Origin of the sequence: Bacillus vallismortis (assembly GCF_040784915.1) — a bacterium.
In the GTDB taxonomy this organism is placed as follows: domain Bacteria; phylum Bacillota; class Bacilli; order Bacillales; family Bacillaceae; genus Bacillus; species Bacillus subtilis_G.
Genome location: NZ_CP160797.1, coordinates 1,260,746 through 1,276,352, shown reverse-complemented (window position 1 = coordinate 1,276,352; position 15,607 = coordinate 1,260,746). Strand labels below are relative to the sequence as shown.

The window sequence follows — 15,607 nt, the reverse complement described above, 5'->3', positions numbered from 1 at the left end:
TCATGGTGAAGGGTATGCAAAAAGGTCTCATGGAGTGCGGGTTTCTCTCTTATAATAAAGCAGCCGGGGCTGCGCCAATGCGATAAAAAAGGTCATGCCATATAGTGCGGCAGCTGTGATAAAAACCGTTTTCGCACCAGCCGCATCAGCCATGAGCCCCATAATGGAGTAGGTGACGCCTGACCAAGGAGTCAAAATCGCATTTTTGGCAGCCATGATCCCGATACGCTTCTGTTCCGGGATGACCTCCTGCAGCACGGTTTCCTGGCAAATATCACGCACCTGATAAAAAGGCCCCATTGCAGCACAAGCGAGAGCGCATAAAAACGGGATGGGAGAAAATGAGAACAAAAGGGTCAGCACCGACATGACTAGCGAGCTGAACATAATGGCAAACCCCATTTTCCGCTCAAAAAAAGCAGAAAAGCGAATGGCAATCACGCTGCCCACAATGGCACCTATAAAATAAGAAGCGTTAAACATCCCCCACCACACCTCTGTTTCATGCAAAACAGCCGCAGTAAATGCGAGGAGAATAGCAGATGACCAAACAGAACCCGCCAAAGCTTCTATTATGTCCATTAGAGTAATGTCTCTTACAATAGGAATGACCATTACATCCTTCCATATACTTCTGGCAGATGCTGATTCAGCTGTGCCATTAGCCGCTTCTTCATTTACTTGTAGCAAACAAATCGAAGCCCCCGAAAGAACAAACAGGCAAATAGCTGCACCGACAACGAGTTCAAAAGGTACGGCATACGTCAGAAGGCCTCCCAGCCCCCAGCCTGCTGTTAGAAACAACTGGTTTGAGAGGGAGATCACGCCATTCGCTTTCACATATTGCTCTTTTGGCACGATCATCGGCAGCAGCGCAAATCTTGCCGGCTGAAAAAAGGCGCCCGCGAAAGAAAAAAAGAACACAAACAGCAGCGTTATCCAAAAGAAAACCTGCCCGTGATGACTGACGCTAAAAGCCATCAGTATCGCAAAGACCGCTCTCAGCAGATTTGCGCCCGCAAGCACCTTTTTAAAACCGAGATTGCGAAGCACCGCAGAGATGCAAAAGCTTGCTGCTATACTCGCAAACGACATGAACGATAAAACAAGGCCCGCCAAAAAGACGGAATCGGTCATTTGATAGACCCGGACCATTAAAACGATTGTGACAAGGACTCCTGCTAAAGATTGAAGAGATTGAGACAGCAGCAGCGCAAAAACATTTTTGTTATGCAGAAATTGAATCGTATTTCGCCTCCGCTTTTTCCTCTAATTGTAAATGTTATGATTCTCACTTTCTATGATTGCGCAAAAAATCCTTCAAGAGATTTCTCTTGAAGGATTGATGAATCATGAATACGTTTTAAATTCCGCTTCCGTGCACATCACAAAATGTCCCGGTTTAACTTCACGGAATTCCATCGTTTCCCCATCTTTTAATTGATGGACAGACGGATCGTATTTCTGGCGGGCGCGATTTCTCTCGTAATCCGGATCGGGAAGCGGAATCGCCGAAAGCAATGACTTTGTATATGGGTGAAGCGGATTTTCATAAAGCTCATCTGCCGGCGCAAGCTCAACAAGTTTGCCGAAATACATCACTCCGATGCGGTCGCTGATGTATTTGACCATCGATAAATCGTGGGCAATAAACAGATATGTGAGCCCTTTTTCTTTTTGCAGTTCTTTCATTAAATTCACGACCTGCGCCTGAATGGATACATCCAAAGCAGAAATCGGCTCATCCGCGATAATAAATTCCGGATCAACGGCAAGAGCTCTGGCAATCCCGATTCTTTGGCGCTGGCCGCCGGAAAATTCATGAGGGTAGCGGTTTGCGTGCTCCTTGTTTAATCCGACTGTTTCCAAGAGCTCGTGAACCCGCTCCATCCGCTCTTTTTTCGTTTTCGCCAGCTTATGAATATCGAGGCCTTCAGCAATAATATCAGCAACTGTCATTCTCGGATTCAGGGATGCATATGGGTCTTGGAAAATCATCTGCATTTTGCGGTTGAATTCCAGCAGCTTTTTCCGTGATTTTTTCCCGTGCACATTTTCGCCATTAAACAGCACCTCGCCATCGGTTGCCTCGTACAGCCGGATAATACTTCGGCCTGTTGTCGATTTACCGCAGCCAGATTCACCAACCAGCCCTAACGTTTCACCTTTATAGATATCAAATGACAAATCGTCTACAGCCTTAACCGTTCCTTTTGGCGTGACAAAGTGCTGTTTTAAATGATTGATTTCTAATAGTTTCTCAGTCAATTTATTCACCTTCTCTCACTAAGACAGGTTTTTCATACGTATTTGCCAGCTTACGCATTTTCGCTTTTACCGCTTCAGGCGGCTCTACCTTTGGCGCGTCGGGATGAAGCAGCCAAGATTTGACATAATGAGTATCGGACACCTTAAACATTGGCGGCTCCTGTTCAAAATCGATTTTCATCGCGTAAGAGCTCCGCAGCGCAAAAGCATCTCCTTTTGGAGGGTTTGTTAAATCAGGCGGCGTGCCCGGGATTGCAGTCAGCTGTTCTTCTCCTGAACTATCCAGTGTTGGCATAGATGCAAGAAGCCCCCACGTATACGGATGTCTCGGATCGTAGAAAATCTCGTCGACCGTACCGGTTTCTACAATCTGTCCCGCATACATGACAGCGACCCGGTCAGCAACGTTGGCCACAACACCAAGATCGTGTGTGATAAAGATGATGGATGTGTCAATTTTCTCTTGCAAATCCTTCATCAATTCGAGAATTTGCGCTTGTATCGTTACATCAAGAGCGGTTGTCGGCTCATCGGCGATCAGAAGCTTCGGATTCGCCGCAAGGGCCATGGCAATGACAACCCGCTGTCTCATTCCGCCTGAAAATTCGTGCGGAAATTGATTGACCCGTTTTTCCGGCATCGGGATACCGACTAACTCCAGCAGTTCGATTGCGCGTTTTTTCGCCGCTTCCTTGGAAATCTTATCGTGTTTAAACAGCACTTCGGTAATTTGTTTGCCAACTTTCATCGTCGGATTTAAAGAGGTCATCGGATCCTGGAATATCATCCCGATATCTTTTCCACGGACATTCTGCATCTCTTTTTCGGAAAGCGGCACCAGATCCTTTCCGTCAAACAAGATCTCACCGCGCTTAAAATAACCCGGAGGCATTGGAATCAGCTTCATGATCGCTTGAGAGGTCACACTTTTTCCGGAACCTGATTCTCCGACGATAGCCAGTGTCTCTCCCTTATTCAGATGGAAATTCACCCCGCGGATCGCCTGAACCTCTCCGCCATATGTTTTAAATGAAATCGCTAAATCTTTTACTTCTAATAGGCGTGTCACCCGTATCACTCCCTTATTTACGTAACTTAGGATCCAATGCGTCTCTTAATCCGTCGCCGACCACGTTAAAGCCAAACATCGTAATGCAGATGAAACCGGCAGGGAAGAATAAACGCCACGGATAATAGGTCAATGCAGGCAATCCGTCAGAAGCCATCGTTCCCCAGCTTGCCAGCGGAGCCGGAACACCAAGTCCCAAATAGCTTAAAAAGGCTTCTGTAAAAATCGCAGTCGGAACTGTCAATGTCATCGTAACCAAAATGGAACCCATCGCGTTTGGCACGATATGTTTAAACAGCAGACGGGATGTTTTTGCGCCGAGTGTCTGTGAAGCAAGCACATACTCCTGATTTTTCAGCTGGAGCACTTGACCGCGTACGATTCTGGCCATATTAATCCAGCCCGTAATGGTCATGGCAATAATAATGGTTAACAGCCCTTTCGGCAGAACAACCATCAGTAAGATGACCATTAATAATGAAGGAACTGCCCAAAGGATATCGGCGATACGCATCATAATTTCATCCGTTCTGCCTCCGCGGAAGCCTGAAATGCTTCCCCAAATCACGCCGATCAGCAAATCAAGAACAGCGGCCGCTACACCGATAAAGATCGAGATTCGCGCACCTACCCATGTACGGACGAAAATGTCCCGTCCAAGGTCATCTGTTCCGAACCAATGGTCTTTTGAAGGCGGCTTATCCGCATTTAAGAGATTAGTAGTCGAATAATCATACTTTGAGAACAGCGGCGCAAAAATCGCCATAAGGATAATGAGAACAATAATGATAAGCCCGACCATTGCAAGCTTATTGCTGCGGAAGCGAAGCATCGCATCTTTCCAGAGGGAAAGGCTCTTTTTACTGATTTTTTCTGCATCGCCGGCATTCGCTGCGGCTGGTTCAAACAGGTTTTTCGGAATGTTTTGCATGGCCTAGGCTCCTTTCTTTGCTTTGGAAAGCTTGATTCTTGGATCAATAATGCCGTATAGCACATCCACAATTAATACACACAATAGCAAGATGACACTGAAGAATACCGTTACACCCATAATGACTGTATAATCGCGGTTTGTAATACTGTTTACGAAGTGTGACCCCAGCCCTGGGATCCCAAAAATCGTTTCAATAATAAAGCTCCCCGTTAAGACCTGCGCGGCCATCGGGCCCATGTATGTAACGACTGGCAAAAGCGCGTTTCGGATGGCGTGCCGCACTGTAACTGCTGGACGGGACAGCCCTTTTGCTTTCGCTGTGCGAATATAATCACTGTTTAACACTTCAATCATGCTTGAACGGGAAAGTCTGGCAATAAACGCCATCGGCATGGAAGCAAGTGCGATTGAAGGCAAAAAGGTGTATGCCCAGGACTCCCAGCCCGCAACAGGAAACAGATCAAGCTTCATGGAGAACACATATTGCAGAACAGCCGCCATGATAAAGCTCGGAACTGAGATACCGAATATCGTTAAAATCGCGACGGTATAATCCTGCCACTTATTATGGTAAAGAGCTGCTATGACCCCAAACAATACACCAAACGCTAAAGCGAGGAGAATAGCCTCTGCTCCGAGAGTGAATGAAACGGGGAAACCTGAACTGATCAGGTCGTTAACACTCTGACCTTTATATTTAAATGACGGTCCGAAATCCCACATTGCAACTGATTTCAAATAACTGGCGTATTGTACAAACAGCGGCTTGTCCAAACCGTAATGCGCATTTAAGTTTGCTTCAATTTCAGGCGGAAGCTTTTTCTCACCTGAAAATGGCCCGCCCGGTGCTGCCTGCATTAAGAAGAATGTCACAGTTACAATCACAAATAATGTGATAATCATATAGACTAAGCGTCTTCCGATATATTTTAGCAAGGGGGAACACCTCCATGGTTTTTACATTTTTATACTCTTTCAGTAAGAAAGGTATATGGGAAATAGGTCCCCATATACCTTGAGGTTATTGTTTTCACAAATAAGACTTATTGAAAGTACGCGTTTCTGAAATAAATTTCTCCGGTTCCAGTAAGGATGGTTCCTTTCAGATTTTCGTCTTGCACCCAAGGAATCGTATAAAAATAAACTGGCGCAACCGGCATTTCATCAATGAAAATACCTTCTGCTTTTTTCAGCAGCTCTGCACGTTTTGTTGGATCTGTTTCAGTTTGTGACTGATTCAGAAGCTTTTTGAATTCTGGATTTTCCCAGCCAGTATCGTTATTGCCTCCGTCTTTGTCACGGAACAATTCAAGGAAGTTAATAGGATCATTGAAGTCGCCGAGCCAGCCCATACGGCCGATTTGATAATCTTGGGTATGAAGCTTATCAATATATACATTCCATTCTGAGTTATCAAGCTCAACATTCACGCCTAAATCTTTCTTCCACATTTCTTGTACGGCTTGAGCGATTTTCGCATGCGCGTCATCAGTGTTATAAGACAATTTGATTTTCGGCAGGTCAGATGCCTTGCTTAAGCCCATTTCTTTCAGGCCTTTTTCAAGGTATTCTTTTGCCGTTTTGACATCGTTGTCTTTGAAGTAGCCTTCTTTGTTATCTTCAAACCCCTTCATTGTCGGCGGCACCGCAGCCATTGCCGGGATTTGTTCACCTTGTGTAATGTTTTTAACAATTGATTGGCGGTTAATCGCATAAGATAATGCTTTACGGATATTGACGTTGTCTAACGGCTTCGCTTCAGTATTGAATTTGTACCAATACACACCTGCCATCGGCTCAACATGTAAAGAACCATCTTTTTTCAAAGTAGGGAGCGATTCAGTCGGAAGCTGTCCGAGCGGCAAACCAGCCCAATCAAGTTCACCAGCTTGGAATTTTTTCAGTTCTGTATTGTTATTGTTGATCATAACCATTTTAATTTTCTTCAGTTTGACTTTGTCTTGTTCCCAATACTGGTCATTTTTCTCAAGAGTAATAGATCCGCTGTGTTTCCATGCCGTCATTTTGAACGGCCCGTTTGAAACATAATTTTCTCCGGCATTTGTGTTCCACTTATCATTTTTCTCTGCAATTTTCTTGTTGATCGGCATATACGTATAGAACGCCGTTAATTCAGTGAAATATGGAGTTGGGTTATTTAATTCAACCTTCAGCGTTTTGTCATTTACAGCTTTTACTGCCACATCATCAAGACTGCCTTTGCCGGTATTCGCCGCTTCAGCACCTTTTATGTAGTAAAGCTGGTAAGCATATTGTGATTCGTTATTAGGATTAAGCGCCCATTTCCAAGCATATTCAAAATCTTGTGCTGTTACAGGGTCACCATTAGACCATTTCACGCCATCACGAATAGTGAACGTATATGTCTTTCCATCTTTGCTCGTTTCAATTTTAGAAGCCATGCCTTCTTCAGGCTCTCCTTCTGCATTGATGCGTGTCAATCCTTCAAAAGTCTGACGGATGACACCGCCTGATACTGAATCATTTGCCAATCCCGGATGTAAGGAGAACGGCTCAGTTTTAATATTAATGTTAAGTGTCGTCTTTCCTTTACTGTCCTTTTTTCCTTCACCGTTTGATCCGCTGCCGCCAAAGCCGCAAGCGCTCAGCACGAGAGTGAAAATGAGCATCAACGTGACAATCGACCAACGTTTTTTCATATTCGCAAACCCCCTAATATAATTTTTTCAGCTCATTACGGCTAAATCCTCAGAAATATCAGACAAATGAACCTGTGTTTCCATAACTTTTATTCTGTTCCGTCTTTTCTGATTATTTTTGTAAAAAAGCTGTAACAATAGAGTGAACAAGTTCATTATAATGAAACAAATAATTTATTGCAATATTATTTTATCAATTTAAAATATTTGAACTTCGTTAGTTTTTCTTCCACGAACATAATATCCTTCTACCATTTAAAGCATAAATTGATTAAAAACTATTTAATCATTTTTCTTCCCATATTGCTTTTTACATATAATATCTAGCTGTTTTCACGCTGATAGCAGTTATCATTTAGGGATTTGCCGGCGCGTCCATGATTTTTATATCATTACCATGTTACTGGGAAAAGAATGTTTTTTCATGATGACAATTGGTTATAATTGATTTATAATGAAGCAATCAAAAGAAAAGCGTGCTATGAAAAAGAGTAGTACACATTTCACCTGTTTGAAGAGAGTCTGCGGTGCTGGGAGCAGATAACGGGCAATGTGGAATGGACTTTGGAGCAGCTGACCGAATCCGAAAAAGTAGGCTCAGCCGGAGCAGTCTCCGTTAAAAACGTCAGAGTGATTCCATTTTAATGGAATAATCAGGGTGGCACCACGGTTCATTCGTCCCTTTTTTACAGGGGAAGAATGAGCCTTTTTATTATGTTTTAAGAAATGAGGTTGATGTTTTCATGAAACAAACGATTTTTTCAGGTATTCAGCCAAGCGGATCTGTTACGCTCGGCAACTATATCGGTGCAATGAAGCAATTTGTCGAACTGCAAAATGATTATAACAGCTATTTTTGCATCGTGGATCAGCATGCGATCACTGTGCCTCAAGACCGGATTCAGCTCAGAAAGAATATCCGCAGTCTGGCGGCGCTATACTTAGCTGTCGGGCTTGATCCAGAAAAAGCAACATTGTTTATTCAATCAGAGGTTCCCGCGCATGCGCAGGCCGGATGGATGATGCAGTGTGTCGCGTATATCGGCGAGCTTGAACGGATGACTCAATTTAAAGACAAGTCCAAAGGCAATGAAGCTGTCGTCTCCGGCCTGCTAACGTACCCGCCGCTGATGGCCGCTGATATTCTGCTGTATGGAACGGATCTTGTGCCTGTCGGCGAGGATCAAAAGCAGCACCTTGAGCTGACGCGGAATCTCGCAGAACGCTTCAACAAAAAATATAACGACATCTTTACGGTTCCGGAAGTGAAAATTCCAAAAGTCGGCGCACGCATCATGTCTCTTAATGATCCGCTGAAGAAAATGAGCAAATCCGATCCGAACCAGAAATCTTATATTACCTTGCTGGATGAACCAAAGCTTCTTGAAAAGAAAATCAAAAGCGCTGTGACAGATTCTGAGGGCATTGTGACATTTGATAAGGAAAACAAACCGGGCGTTTCCAATCTTCTTACAATTTATTCAATCCTCGGCAATACGACGATTCAAGAGCTTGAAGCTAAGTACGAAGGGAAAGGCTACGGCGAGTTTAAAGGGGATTTGGCAGAAGTCGTGGTTAACGCATTAAAACCGATTCAGGATCGCTATCATGAACTGATTGAATCTGATGAATTAGACCGTATTCTTGATGAAGGCGCGGAACGTGCGAACCAGACAGCGAACAAAATGCTGAAAAAAATGGAGAACGCCATGGGTCTTGGCCGAAAAAGACGCTAATTCAAAAAACCGCTCTTGGCAAAGAGCGGTTTTTCAGATTGTAGACAAAGTCCTAAAACGGTTTTCGTTTTAGGACTTTGTCGTCTTTTCAGCGTGATTGAAAACCCTTGAAGTCTAGGAAGGGCGAGCATCGGAGCACAGCGAATGTAGGAATTCGTGAGCACCGACGCGCAGGCCTGACAACGAATGCGAGGGTTTGTCGACACGCTGAACCACTCTTGGCAATGAGCAGTTTTTTTCAGTTTACCTTTGATTCGTTTTCCATTTCCCATAGCTTTTCGAAAAAAGGCTGTCCTTTTATCAGGTTTTCGCAAAAAGCTAAATGCTTGTCCGACCAGCCTTCAATTGTTTCGTTATACAGCATGTCCCAAATCTCTTCAAAGCTCATCCGTTTGATTTGTTCATACATATGCGGGTTCCATTCTGTGTACCAGTAGCCGATTTCAGCGCGGTTTTCCAGCCCTTTTAATTGGTCCAGCGCCATAAACATCAACTGCTTGATTTGCCGTTCTTTTCTTGTCAGCCCTCTGACGTGCTCTGGTGCTAATGATAAAATATGATATTCTTTGGAGGATTCGAGCTTCTTTGGCTCAAATTCATATGTTTCAGGCTCTACATCTTTTACCATTTCATAAACGAGCTGCTCCTGCCTTGGGATCAGACGGCTTTTTCTGACAGGGATCGTGTAGCCGATTGTGTCAACAGCCAAAATGCCGATTCCGTCTGTTACGACAAAACAATACTCAAGCTTTGTCCGCTCATGATTTTTCCGAATGTACGATTTCTGATGTATATCTTCAAGTAAATCTTTAGGAAGCTCAGATAAATCGTTTTCTATGTAATGAAACAGTACCGACGGCACCCTTAACAGCGGCACCTGATCCAAAAGCTCAACCGTATCTTCCTTGCGCCATTCGTGAAAGTGGCAAACATTGTAGCCATTTTCTTCCCCTTCAAACCAATTGACCCACACATCATGAAGAAATAACATCTCTAACCCCTCACTTTTATAAAAACTGTTGTCCACAGTATAGGCAAGGGACAGAGAAATTATTCCAAAGAAGTTGAGGAAATCTGGAATCGCTGGGTTAATATCAGAATCACAAAAAGCAGATCTCTTTGTAGATTTTCTGACAAAAAGAGACCTGCTTTTCTTCTATTTCCGTTACATTTTGTAACAAATATTGTTTTCATTTTTATTTAATATTTTTTGGATCCAATGCATCTCGCAGGCCATCACCGACAAAGTTGAAGCATAAAACGGTCATTAAAATAAATAGCCCGGGAAATAATGGGTACCACCATGCCTGAATCATCACTGTGAAATTTTGTGCGTCTTGAAGCATATTTCCCCAGCTTGCGATTGGCGGCTGAATCCCGAAGCCTAAGTAGCTCAGCGCTGACTCAGCGAGAATAACTGAACCTACCTTTAATGTTGCTGACACAATAATCGGTCCTAACGCATTGGGGAGAATATGTGAAAAGATAATTTTGTGCGTCTTCGTTCCGATTGTTTTAGCAGCCAGAACGTATTCCCTTGAACGAAGCGATAGAAACTCTCCTCTTACCAATCGTGCCGTTGTTGTCCAGCCGGTGAGACAGAAAATTAAAATCAGTTTGTCCACACCGGGCTTGAAGATGGTAACTAGCGTGATCAGCAAGAAGATATCAGGAATGGATAATACAATGTCGACCAGACGCATAATGACAGCATCGACTATTCCTCTGAAATATCCCGCTAACGCCCCTAAAACCGTTCCGATCAAAATCGAACCGACTACTGACGCAAAACCAACCAATAAAGAGACACGCGCCCCATACAAGATTCGGCTGAAAATATCTCGGCCGAATTTATCTGTTCCCATCAGATGTTCAAGGCCCGGCGCCTTATATTTATCAAGCAGGCTTTGCTGCTCTTGGGGATAAGGCGCAATTAAAGGAGCGAAAACAGCCGACATAATAATGATAAACAGAATGACGGCACCTAGAATGGCCAGTTTGTTTTTCGAGAATTTTTCCCAGAAAATCTTGGTCATCGTCTCTGGTTTTTTCGAAATATTTTCTTTCAGCCTGATCTCCGGCGAGGGAGTTGTTTGCAGCTCTGACATCTCTGTTTCCCTCCTTTTAATATTCGATCCGCGGATCAACAATCGCGTAAAGGATGTCTGCAATGAGGTTTCCGACAACGACAAGAACCGCCGAGATCACAGTCATTGCCATGATAACCGGATAATCGCGCTGGAATGCCGAATCGACAAACAGCTTTCCTAGCCCCGGCCAAGTGAAAATCTGCTCTACGACAACCGCTCCGCCGATAAAGGAGGGAATCATTAAACCGAAGATCGTAATAACAGGCAATAGCGCATTCCGCAAGCCATGCTTAAACAATACTCGATTCTCTTTGAAACCTTTTGATCTGGCAGTCCGGATATAGTCTTGGTTTAAAACATCGATCATATTGGATCTTGTATACCTCGTTAAGCCTGCCATATCAGCTGTCGCCAGCACAAAAGCGGGTAAAAGCAAATGATGAATCCGGTCTACATAACTAAAATCCGCATTAAGCGTTGCAACTCCCCCGGTCGGGAACCAGCCGAGATTCACGGCAAACACCATAATTAAAATCAGTCCGAACCAAAAATTCGGGATCGCCAAACCGATAAATGAAGTAAACGTAATACCGTAGTCCAGCTTCGAATAAGGTTTTTTTGCAGAAATGACTCCGAATGGGATGGAAATGATCAGCGCCAATATCGTTGACACCAGCATCAAGAGGAGTGTGTTGGGCAGCCGTGCTAAAATCAGTTCTGAAACAGGCGTCCCTTTTCTGATGATGGACGTGCCGAAATCCCCTTGAACCATATTGCCGAGCCATTTTAAATATTGAACGTACTCAGGATCGTTGAGGCCGTATTTTTCAATAAACTGCGCCCTGTCTGCCTGGCTGATCGTCGGGTCCATCATAAGCGTCATCGGGTCTCCTGGAGCGGCTTTCATAATAACGAAAGACAAAATTGTAATTCCCAATAAAATAGGAATCGAAGATAGCGTTCTTCGAATGATATATGTAACCATATTCTTGTCCCCTTCGTTGTTCTTTTTCAAAATTAAAGGGGAAGGAAACGCGCTCCCTCCCCTGCAAGGGAAATTTATTGGGCAAGCCACCATTTTTCAATTTGGTACAGCTCGCGTTTCGGATGATACACATAACCCTCTAAATTAGCCGGCATCGCCATATGGTTGTTCGGATAATAAAGGAAGGTGTACGGCTGGTCTTCAGCAAGCTTTTGATAAATTTTTTCATAGGCTTTAGAATATTCCTTACGGTCACTGATTGATTTTGCATCTTTGAGAAGCTTATCAACTTCAGGGTTTTTGTACCACATATTATTCAAGCCGTTTTTAGACTGGCTTGAATGGAAGATATCGTAATGATCCGGGAACGTGGACAAACTCCACCCTAAAACCATTGCGTCATAGTCCCAGTTAGGGGCACTTGTCTGTTCGACTAACGCGCTCCATTCCACGATTTGCGGCGTTACTTTAATACCGACTTTCTTCAGCTGTTCTTGGACAACAACTGCAATGTCTTCACGGACTTTGTTCCCTTGGTTCGTTTTCAGTGTAAACTCGAATTTTTTACCGTCTTTATCTAAGAAACCGTCACCGTCAGTATCTTCCCAGCCGGCTTCTTTCAGCAACTTCTTCGCTTTTTTCACATTGTATTCAAATTTAGGAACCTCTACATCTTTCGGGTAATTCCATGAAGCAGGGCTTTCAGGAATGTAAGCGACCTCACCGTCCCCATCCAATACGGTTTGCACCATTGTTTCACGGTCTAAAGCTGTCGTAAGCGCCTGGCGAACTTTTTTGTCTTTAAACAGCTCGTTTTTCTCATTCCAGCCGATATACGCGTAGCTCAGCGCCAAATCTGTAACGACTTTGACATTATTAAACGATTCCGCTGTCTTATAGTCCGTTGAAGGCACGTTAAAGAAATCGATATCTCCCGCTTGAAGCTGGGCAACCGCAGCATTGGCGTCAGGAATGATTTTATACGTGACACTGTCTAAATACGGACGGCCGTCATAGTAGTCATCATTAGCAACAAGCTTGACGTATTGCCCGTCTTTCCATTCCTTAAATTTGAAAGGACCCGAGCCGATTGGATTTTTTCTATTAAAATCATTATCCTCAAGCTCTGCAACCGGTACATCTTTTAAAATGTGCTCCGGCAGAATTCCGTAACTGTCTAACGTGTTGTTATAGAAGTTAGGGTCTTTGTACTTCAGTGTAAATAAAACCTCGTAATCTCCCTTTTTCTCTACCGATTTCAGCATTTCAAAGTTCGAGCCGCGCTCTCCTTTGTAATCCTTGTTCAATGGAATGTTGTACGTAAAGACCACATCATCGGCAGTAAGCTCTTCTCCGTCATGGAACTTAACACCTTTTTTGATTTTCACATCATATTTCAGTCCGCCATCCAGCTCTTTCACACTTTCGGCCAGTGACATTTTGACATTTAAGTTTTCATCTGTTTTTGTTAAAAAGCTGTAAATCATTTGTTCAATATCTGTGCTCGATTCATCAGTTGAATATAGTGAGTTGAAAAGTGTTGGCGCTCCGATTGAACCAACAACCAAATCCCCGCCTTGCTGCGGTTTTCCGTTTGATTTTTTCTCACTGCTGTTGCTCGATTTTGATCCCGAGCAGGCCGATAAAAAGATGGCCAGAACCATCAATACACTTAGCATCATCAGTGCGGTTTTCCGTCTTTTCATTCAATATTCCCCCTCTTGAAATGTTCGTTCTTCTCAGCTGTTGTTTATGTAGTGTGCATACCCCCTCTCAAAGCTGTGCGGGCAACATTAGCTATAAAGGTGACAAGCCACAAAGTGGCTGGGAGCAGCTTCTTTGAATGCTGGTATTTGTTCCTTGCATATCGGCTTTGCAACAGGGCATCTCGTATGGAAAACGCAGCCTTTTGGCGGATTAGCCGGACTTGGCAGTTCTCCCTTCAGGACGATGCGTTCACGTTTGACAGAGCCTATTCTTCTTGTAACCGGAACGGATGATAGAAGAGCTTGGGTGTAAGGGTGTAGCGGATGGTCGTAAAGCTCATGCTTGCCGGTCAGTTCCATCATTTTGCCAAGATACATCACTCCGACTCTGTCGCTGATATGGCGGACGACACTTAGATCATGAGAGATAAATAGATACGTCAGATTAAATTCTTCCTGTAATTCTTCCATTAAGTTAATCACTTGGGCCTGAATGGATACATCAAGTGCGGAAACCGGCTCATCTGCGATGATCAGTTCCGGATTCAAAGTGAGCGCTCTGGCGATCCCGATCCGCTGACGCTGGCCGCCGGAAAATTCATGGGGATAACGGCTGGCAAACGACGGGTGGAGACCTACTCTCGCAAGCAGTTCTTCGACTTTTTCGTTTCGTTCACGCATCGTATACATGTGGTGCGTATGTAACGGCTCCTTAATGATAGAACGCAGCGTTTTTCTTGGATTCAAAGAAGCAAACGGATCTTGGAAAACCATTTGAATATTTTTGCGGACACTTTTCCGCAGCTTCTCCTCTGACAAATTGGAGATATCCTGCCCTTTAAAAAGGATTTGGCCTTCTGTCGGTTTGTAAAGCCTGATCATCGTCCTGCCGGCAGTCGATTTTCCGCAACCCGACTCTCCAACGATCCCGAGTGTTTCTCCTTTTTTTAACGAAAATGAAACACCGTCCACCGCTTTCACATCGCCGACTTTTCTTTGAAAAAAGCCTGAGCGGATTGGGAAGTATTTTTTTACGTCACGTAGCTCTAAGATTGTTTCTTGATTAGCTGCAGTCATGATTGTTCGGCACCCTCTTCCTCATATAAAAAGCATCTCACCGTTCTTCCGCTTTTGTGCGTCAAAAGCGAAGGCTGATTTGTCCAGCATTTATCCATGGCTTTCGGGCACCTTGGGGCAAAGCGGCACCCCGGCGGCAGGTTATCCGGTGTCGGCACGCTGCCTTTAATCGCATTTAATTTATCAATCTCTCCATCTATGACGGGAATCGATGTCAGCAGGCCTTCTGTGTAAGGATGAAGCGGCTCTAAAAATAAGTCGTCGACGGTGGCGTTTTCCACGACTTGTCCGCAGTACATGACAATTACTCTGTCAGCTGCTTCCGACACGACACCTAAGTCGTGTGTGATGAGAAGAATTGACGTGTTGAACTTCTGACAAAGATCTTTCATGAGTTCCAAAACTTGGGATTGGATTGTCACATCCAGCGCTGTCGTCGGTTCATCGGCAATGAGCAGTTTAGGATTGCAGCTGAGTGCGATGGCAATCATTACCCTCTGCCTCATTCCGCCGGACAGCCGGTGCGGATACTCCTTCATCATTTGCTCTGCCCGGGAGAAACCGACCATCTGCAAAAGTTCAACAGCTTTTTGGCGGGCTTCTTTTTTCTTCATGTTTTTATGGTAAATCAGCACTTCGGTAATTTGGTCTCCGATTGTTAACACCGGATTAAGGGAGGTCATTGGTTCCTGAAAGATCATAGATACTTCGTTTCCGCGGATTTTGCAATAGTCATTTTCAGTGAATGAGGTGAGGTCTCTGTCTTCGAGTTTAATAGAGCCGTCCATGATTTTTCCGCCTGAGCTTTGGACGAGGCCCATAATGGATAAAGAAGTAATGCTTTTTCCGGAGCCCGATTCACCTACAAGCGCTACGGTTTCGCCTTTGCTGATGTGAAAATCGACTCCGTCAACCGCAGGGATCGGCTCCTTTTTCCTAAAAAAATAAGTCTTTAAATTATTCACTTCTAAAAGTGTGCCCATGCTAGCTCCCCTTTCCCCCTCTTGTTGTCAAACATTTTCAAGAGAAAGCAATCCCTTTATTCAGAAATAATAAATAAT

Annotated in this window: 13 protein-coding genes and 1 other annotated feature; of the genes, 1 reads left to right on the top strand and 12 read right to left on the bottom strand. The window is 44.1% G+C overall.

What is annotated here, in order from left to right; genetic code table 11:
- Window positions 1–27: 27 nt before the first annotated feature.
- The 6 genes from ABZM97_RS06335 to oppA all read right to left on the bottom strand — a co-directional run bounded on the left by ABZM97_RS06335 (window position 28) and on the right by oppA (window position 6,952).
- Complete coding sequence (locus ABZM97_RS06335) at window positions 28–1,245, bottom strand: MFS transporter (protein WP_367387487.1); 1,218 nt, start codon at window positions 1,243–1,245, stop codon at window positions 28–30.
- Between the two features lie 105 nt (window positions 1,246–1,350).
- Window positions 1,351–2,268, bottom strand: coding sequence for an oligopeptide ABC transporter ATP-binding protein OppF (gene oppF, locus ABZM97_RS06330; protein WP_087993435.1), 918 nt, complete (start codon window positions 2,266–2,268; stop codon window positions 1,351–1,353).
- Between the two features lies 1 nt (window position 2,269).
- Window positions 2,270–3,346, bottom strand: a complete 1,077-nt coding sequence (oppD, locus tag ABZM97_RS06325) for an oligopeptide ABC transporter ATP-binding protein OppD (protein ID WP_087993436.1) — start codon at window positions 3,344–3,346, stop codon at window positions 2,270–2,272.
- 4 nt (window positions 3,347–3,350) lie between these two features.
- Window positions 3,351–4,268 (bottom strand): oligopeptide ABC transporter permease OppC, encoded by a 918-nt coding sequence (gene oppC, locus ABZM97_RS06320; protein ID WP_087993437.1) that lies wholly within the window; start codon window positions 4,266–4,268, stop codon window positions 3,351–3,353.
- A gap of 3 nt (window positions 4,269–4,271) precedes the next feature.
- Window positions 4,272–5,207, bottom strand: coding sequence for an oligopeptide ABC transporter permease OppB (gene oppB, locus ABZM97_RS06315; protein WP_087993438.1), 936 nt, complete (start codon window positions 5,205–5,207; stop codon window positions 4,272–4,274).
- Window positions 5,208–5,314: 107 nt separating this feature from the next.
- Complete coding sequence (gene oppA, locus ABZM97_RS06310; protein WP_202328447.1) at window positions 5,315–6,952, bottom strand: oligopeptide ABC transporter substrate-binding protein OppA; 1,638 nt, start codon at window positions 6,950–6,952, stop codon at window positions 5,315–5,317.
- Window positions 6,953–7,424: 472 nt separating this feature from the next.
- Window positions 7,425–7,638 (top strand) — a binding site (T-box leader).
- A gap of 57 nt (window positions 7,639–7,695) precedes the next feature.
- On the opposite strand from oppA, the gene trpS reads away from it, so the two are divergent.
- Entirely contained in the window at window positions 7,696–8,688 is a 993-nt protein-coding gene (gene trpS / locus ABZM97_RS06305; RefSeq protein WP_367387313.1) for a tryptophan--tRNA ligase, read from the top strand.
- Window positions 8,689–8,926: 238 nt separating this feature from the next.
- Here the strand turns inward: trpS and ABZM97_RS06300 are convergent, their stop codons facing one another.
- From ABZM97_RS06300 to appD, 6 genes are all read right to left on the bottom strand, one after another.
- On the bottom strand, window positions 8,927–9,679 hold the full coding sequence (locus ABZM97_RS06300) for a YjbA family protein (RefSeq protein ID WP_087993441.1): 753 nt from the start codon (window positions 9,677–9,679) through the stop codon (window positions 8,927–8,929).
- A 205-nt stretch (window positions 9,680–9,884) separates the two neighbouring features.
- Entirely contained in the window at window positions 9,885–10,796 is a 912-nt protein-coding gene (appC, locus tag ABZM97_RS06295; RefSeq protein WP_087993442.1) for an oligopeptide ABC transporter permease AppC, read from the bottom strand.
- Window positions 10,797–10,812: 16 nt separating this feature from the next.
- A complete protein-coding gene (locus tag ABZM97_RS06290) occupies window positions 10,813–11,763 on the bottom strand; it encodes an ABC transporter permease (protein ID WP_087993443.1) in 951 nt (316 codons plus the stop codon).
- 74 nt (window positions 11,764–11,837) lie between these two features.
- Window positions 11,838–13,469 carry a peptide-binding protein gene (locus tag ABZM97_RS06285; RefSeq protein ID WP_202328449.1) on the bottom strand — a complete coding sequence of 544 codons (1,632 nt, stop codon included), beginning with the start codon at window positions 13,467–13,469 and terminating at the stop codon, window positions 11,838–11,840.
- Between the two features lie 87 nt (window positions 13,470–13,556).
- Window positions 13,557–14,546, bottom strand: coding sequence for an oligopeptide ABC transporter ATP-binding protein AppF (appF, locus tag ABZM97_RS06280; protein WP_087993444.1), 990 nt, complete (start codon window positions 14,544–14,546; stop codon window positions 13,557–13,559).
- Window positions 14,543–15,529: an oligopeptide ABC transporter ATP-binding protein AppD gene (gene appD / locus ABZM97_RS06275; RefSeq protein WP_087993445.1), complete on the bottom strand. Its 987-nt coding sequence runs from the start codon at window positions 15,527–15,529 to the stop codon at window positions 14,543–14,545. The genes appF and appD overlap by 4 nt, the downstream gene beginning before the upstream one ends.
- Between the last annotated feature and the right edge of the window lie 78 nt (window positions 15,530–15,607).

Bases quoted from the DNA above. Each gene is read 5' to 3' on its own strand.
- appF (WP_087993444.1), bottom strand. From the start codon at position 14,546: ATGACTGCAGCTAATCAAGAAACAATCTTAGAGCTACGTGACGTAAAA.
- oppC (WP_087993437.1), bottom strand. From the start codon at position 4,268: ATGCAAAACATTCCGAAAAACCTGTTTGAACCAGCCGCAGCGAATGCC.
- appC (WP_087993442.1), bottom strand. From the start codon at position 10,796: ATGTCAGAGCTGCAAACAACTCCCTCGCCGGAGATCAGGCTGAAAGAA.
- ABZM97_RS06285 (WP_202328449.1), bottom strand. From the start codon at position 13,469: ATGAAAAGACGGAAAACCGCACTGATGATGCTAAGTGTATTGATGGTT.
- appD (WP_087993445.1), bottom strand. From the start codon at position 15,529: ATGGGCACACTTTTAGAAGTGAATAATTTAAAGACTTATTTTTTTAGG.
- oppA (WP_202328447.1), bottom strand. From the start codon at position 6,952: ATGAAAAAACGTTGGTCGATTGTCACGTTGATGCTCATTTTCACTCTC.
- trpS (WP_367387313.1), top strand. From the start codon at position 7,696: ATGAAACAAACGATTTTTTCAGGTATTCAGCCAAGCGGATCTGTTACG.
- ABZM97_RS06300 (WP_087993441.1), bottom strand. From the start codon at position 9,679: ATGTTATTTCTTCATGATGTGTGGGTCAATTGGTTTGAAGGGGAAGAA.
- ABZM97_RS06290 (WP_087993443.1), bottom strand. From the start codon at position 11,763: ATGGTTACATATATCATTCGAAGAACGCTATCTTCGATTCCTATTTTA.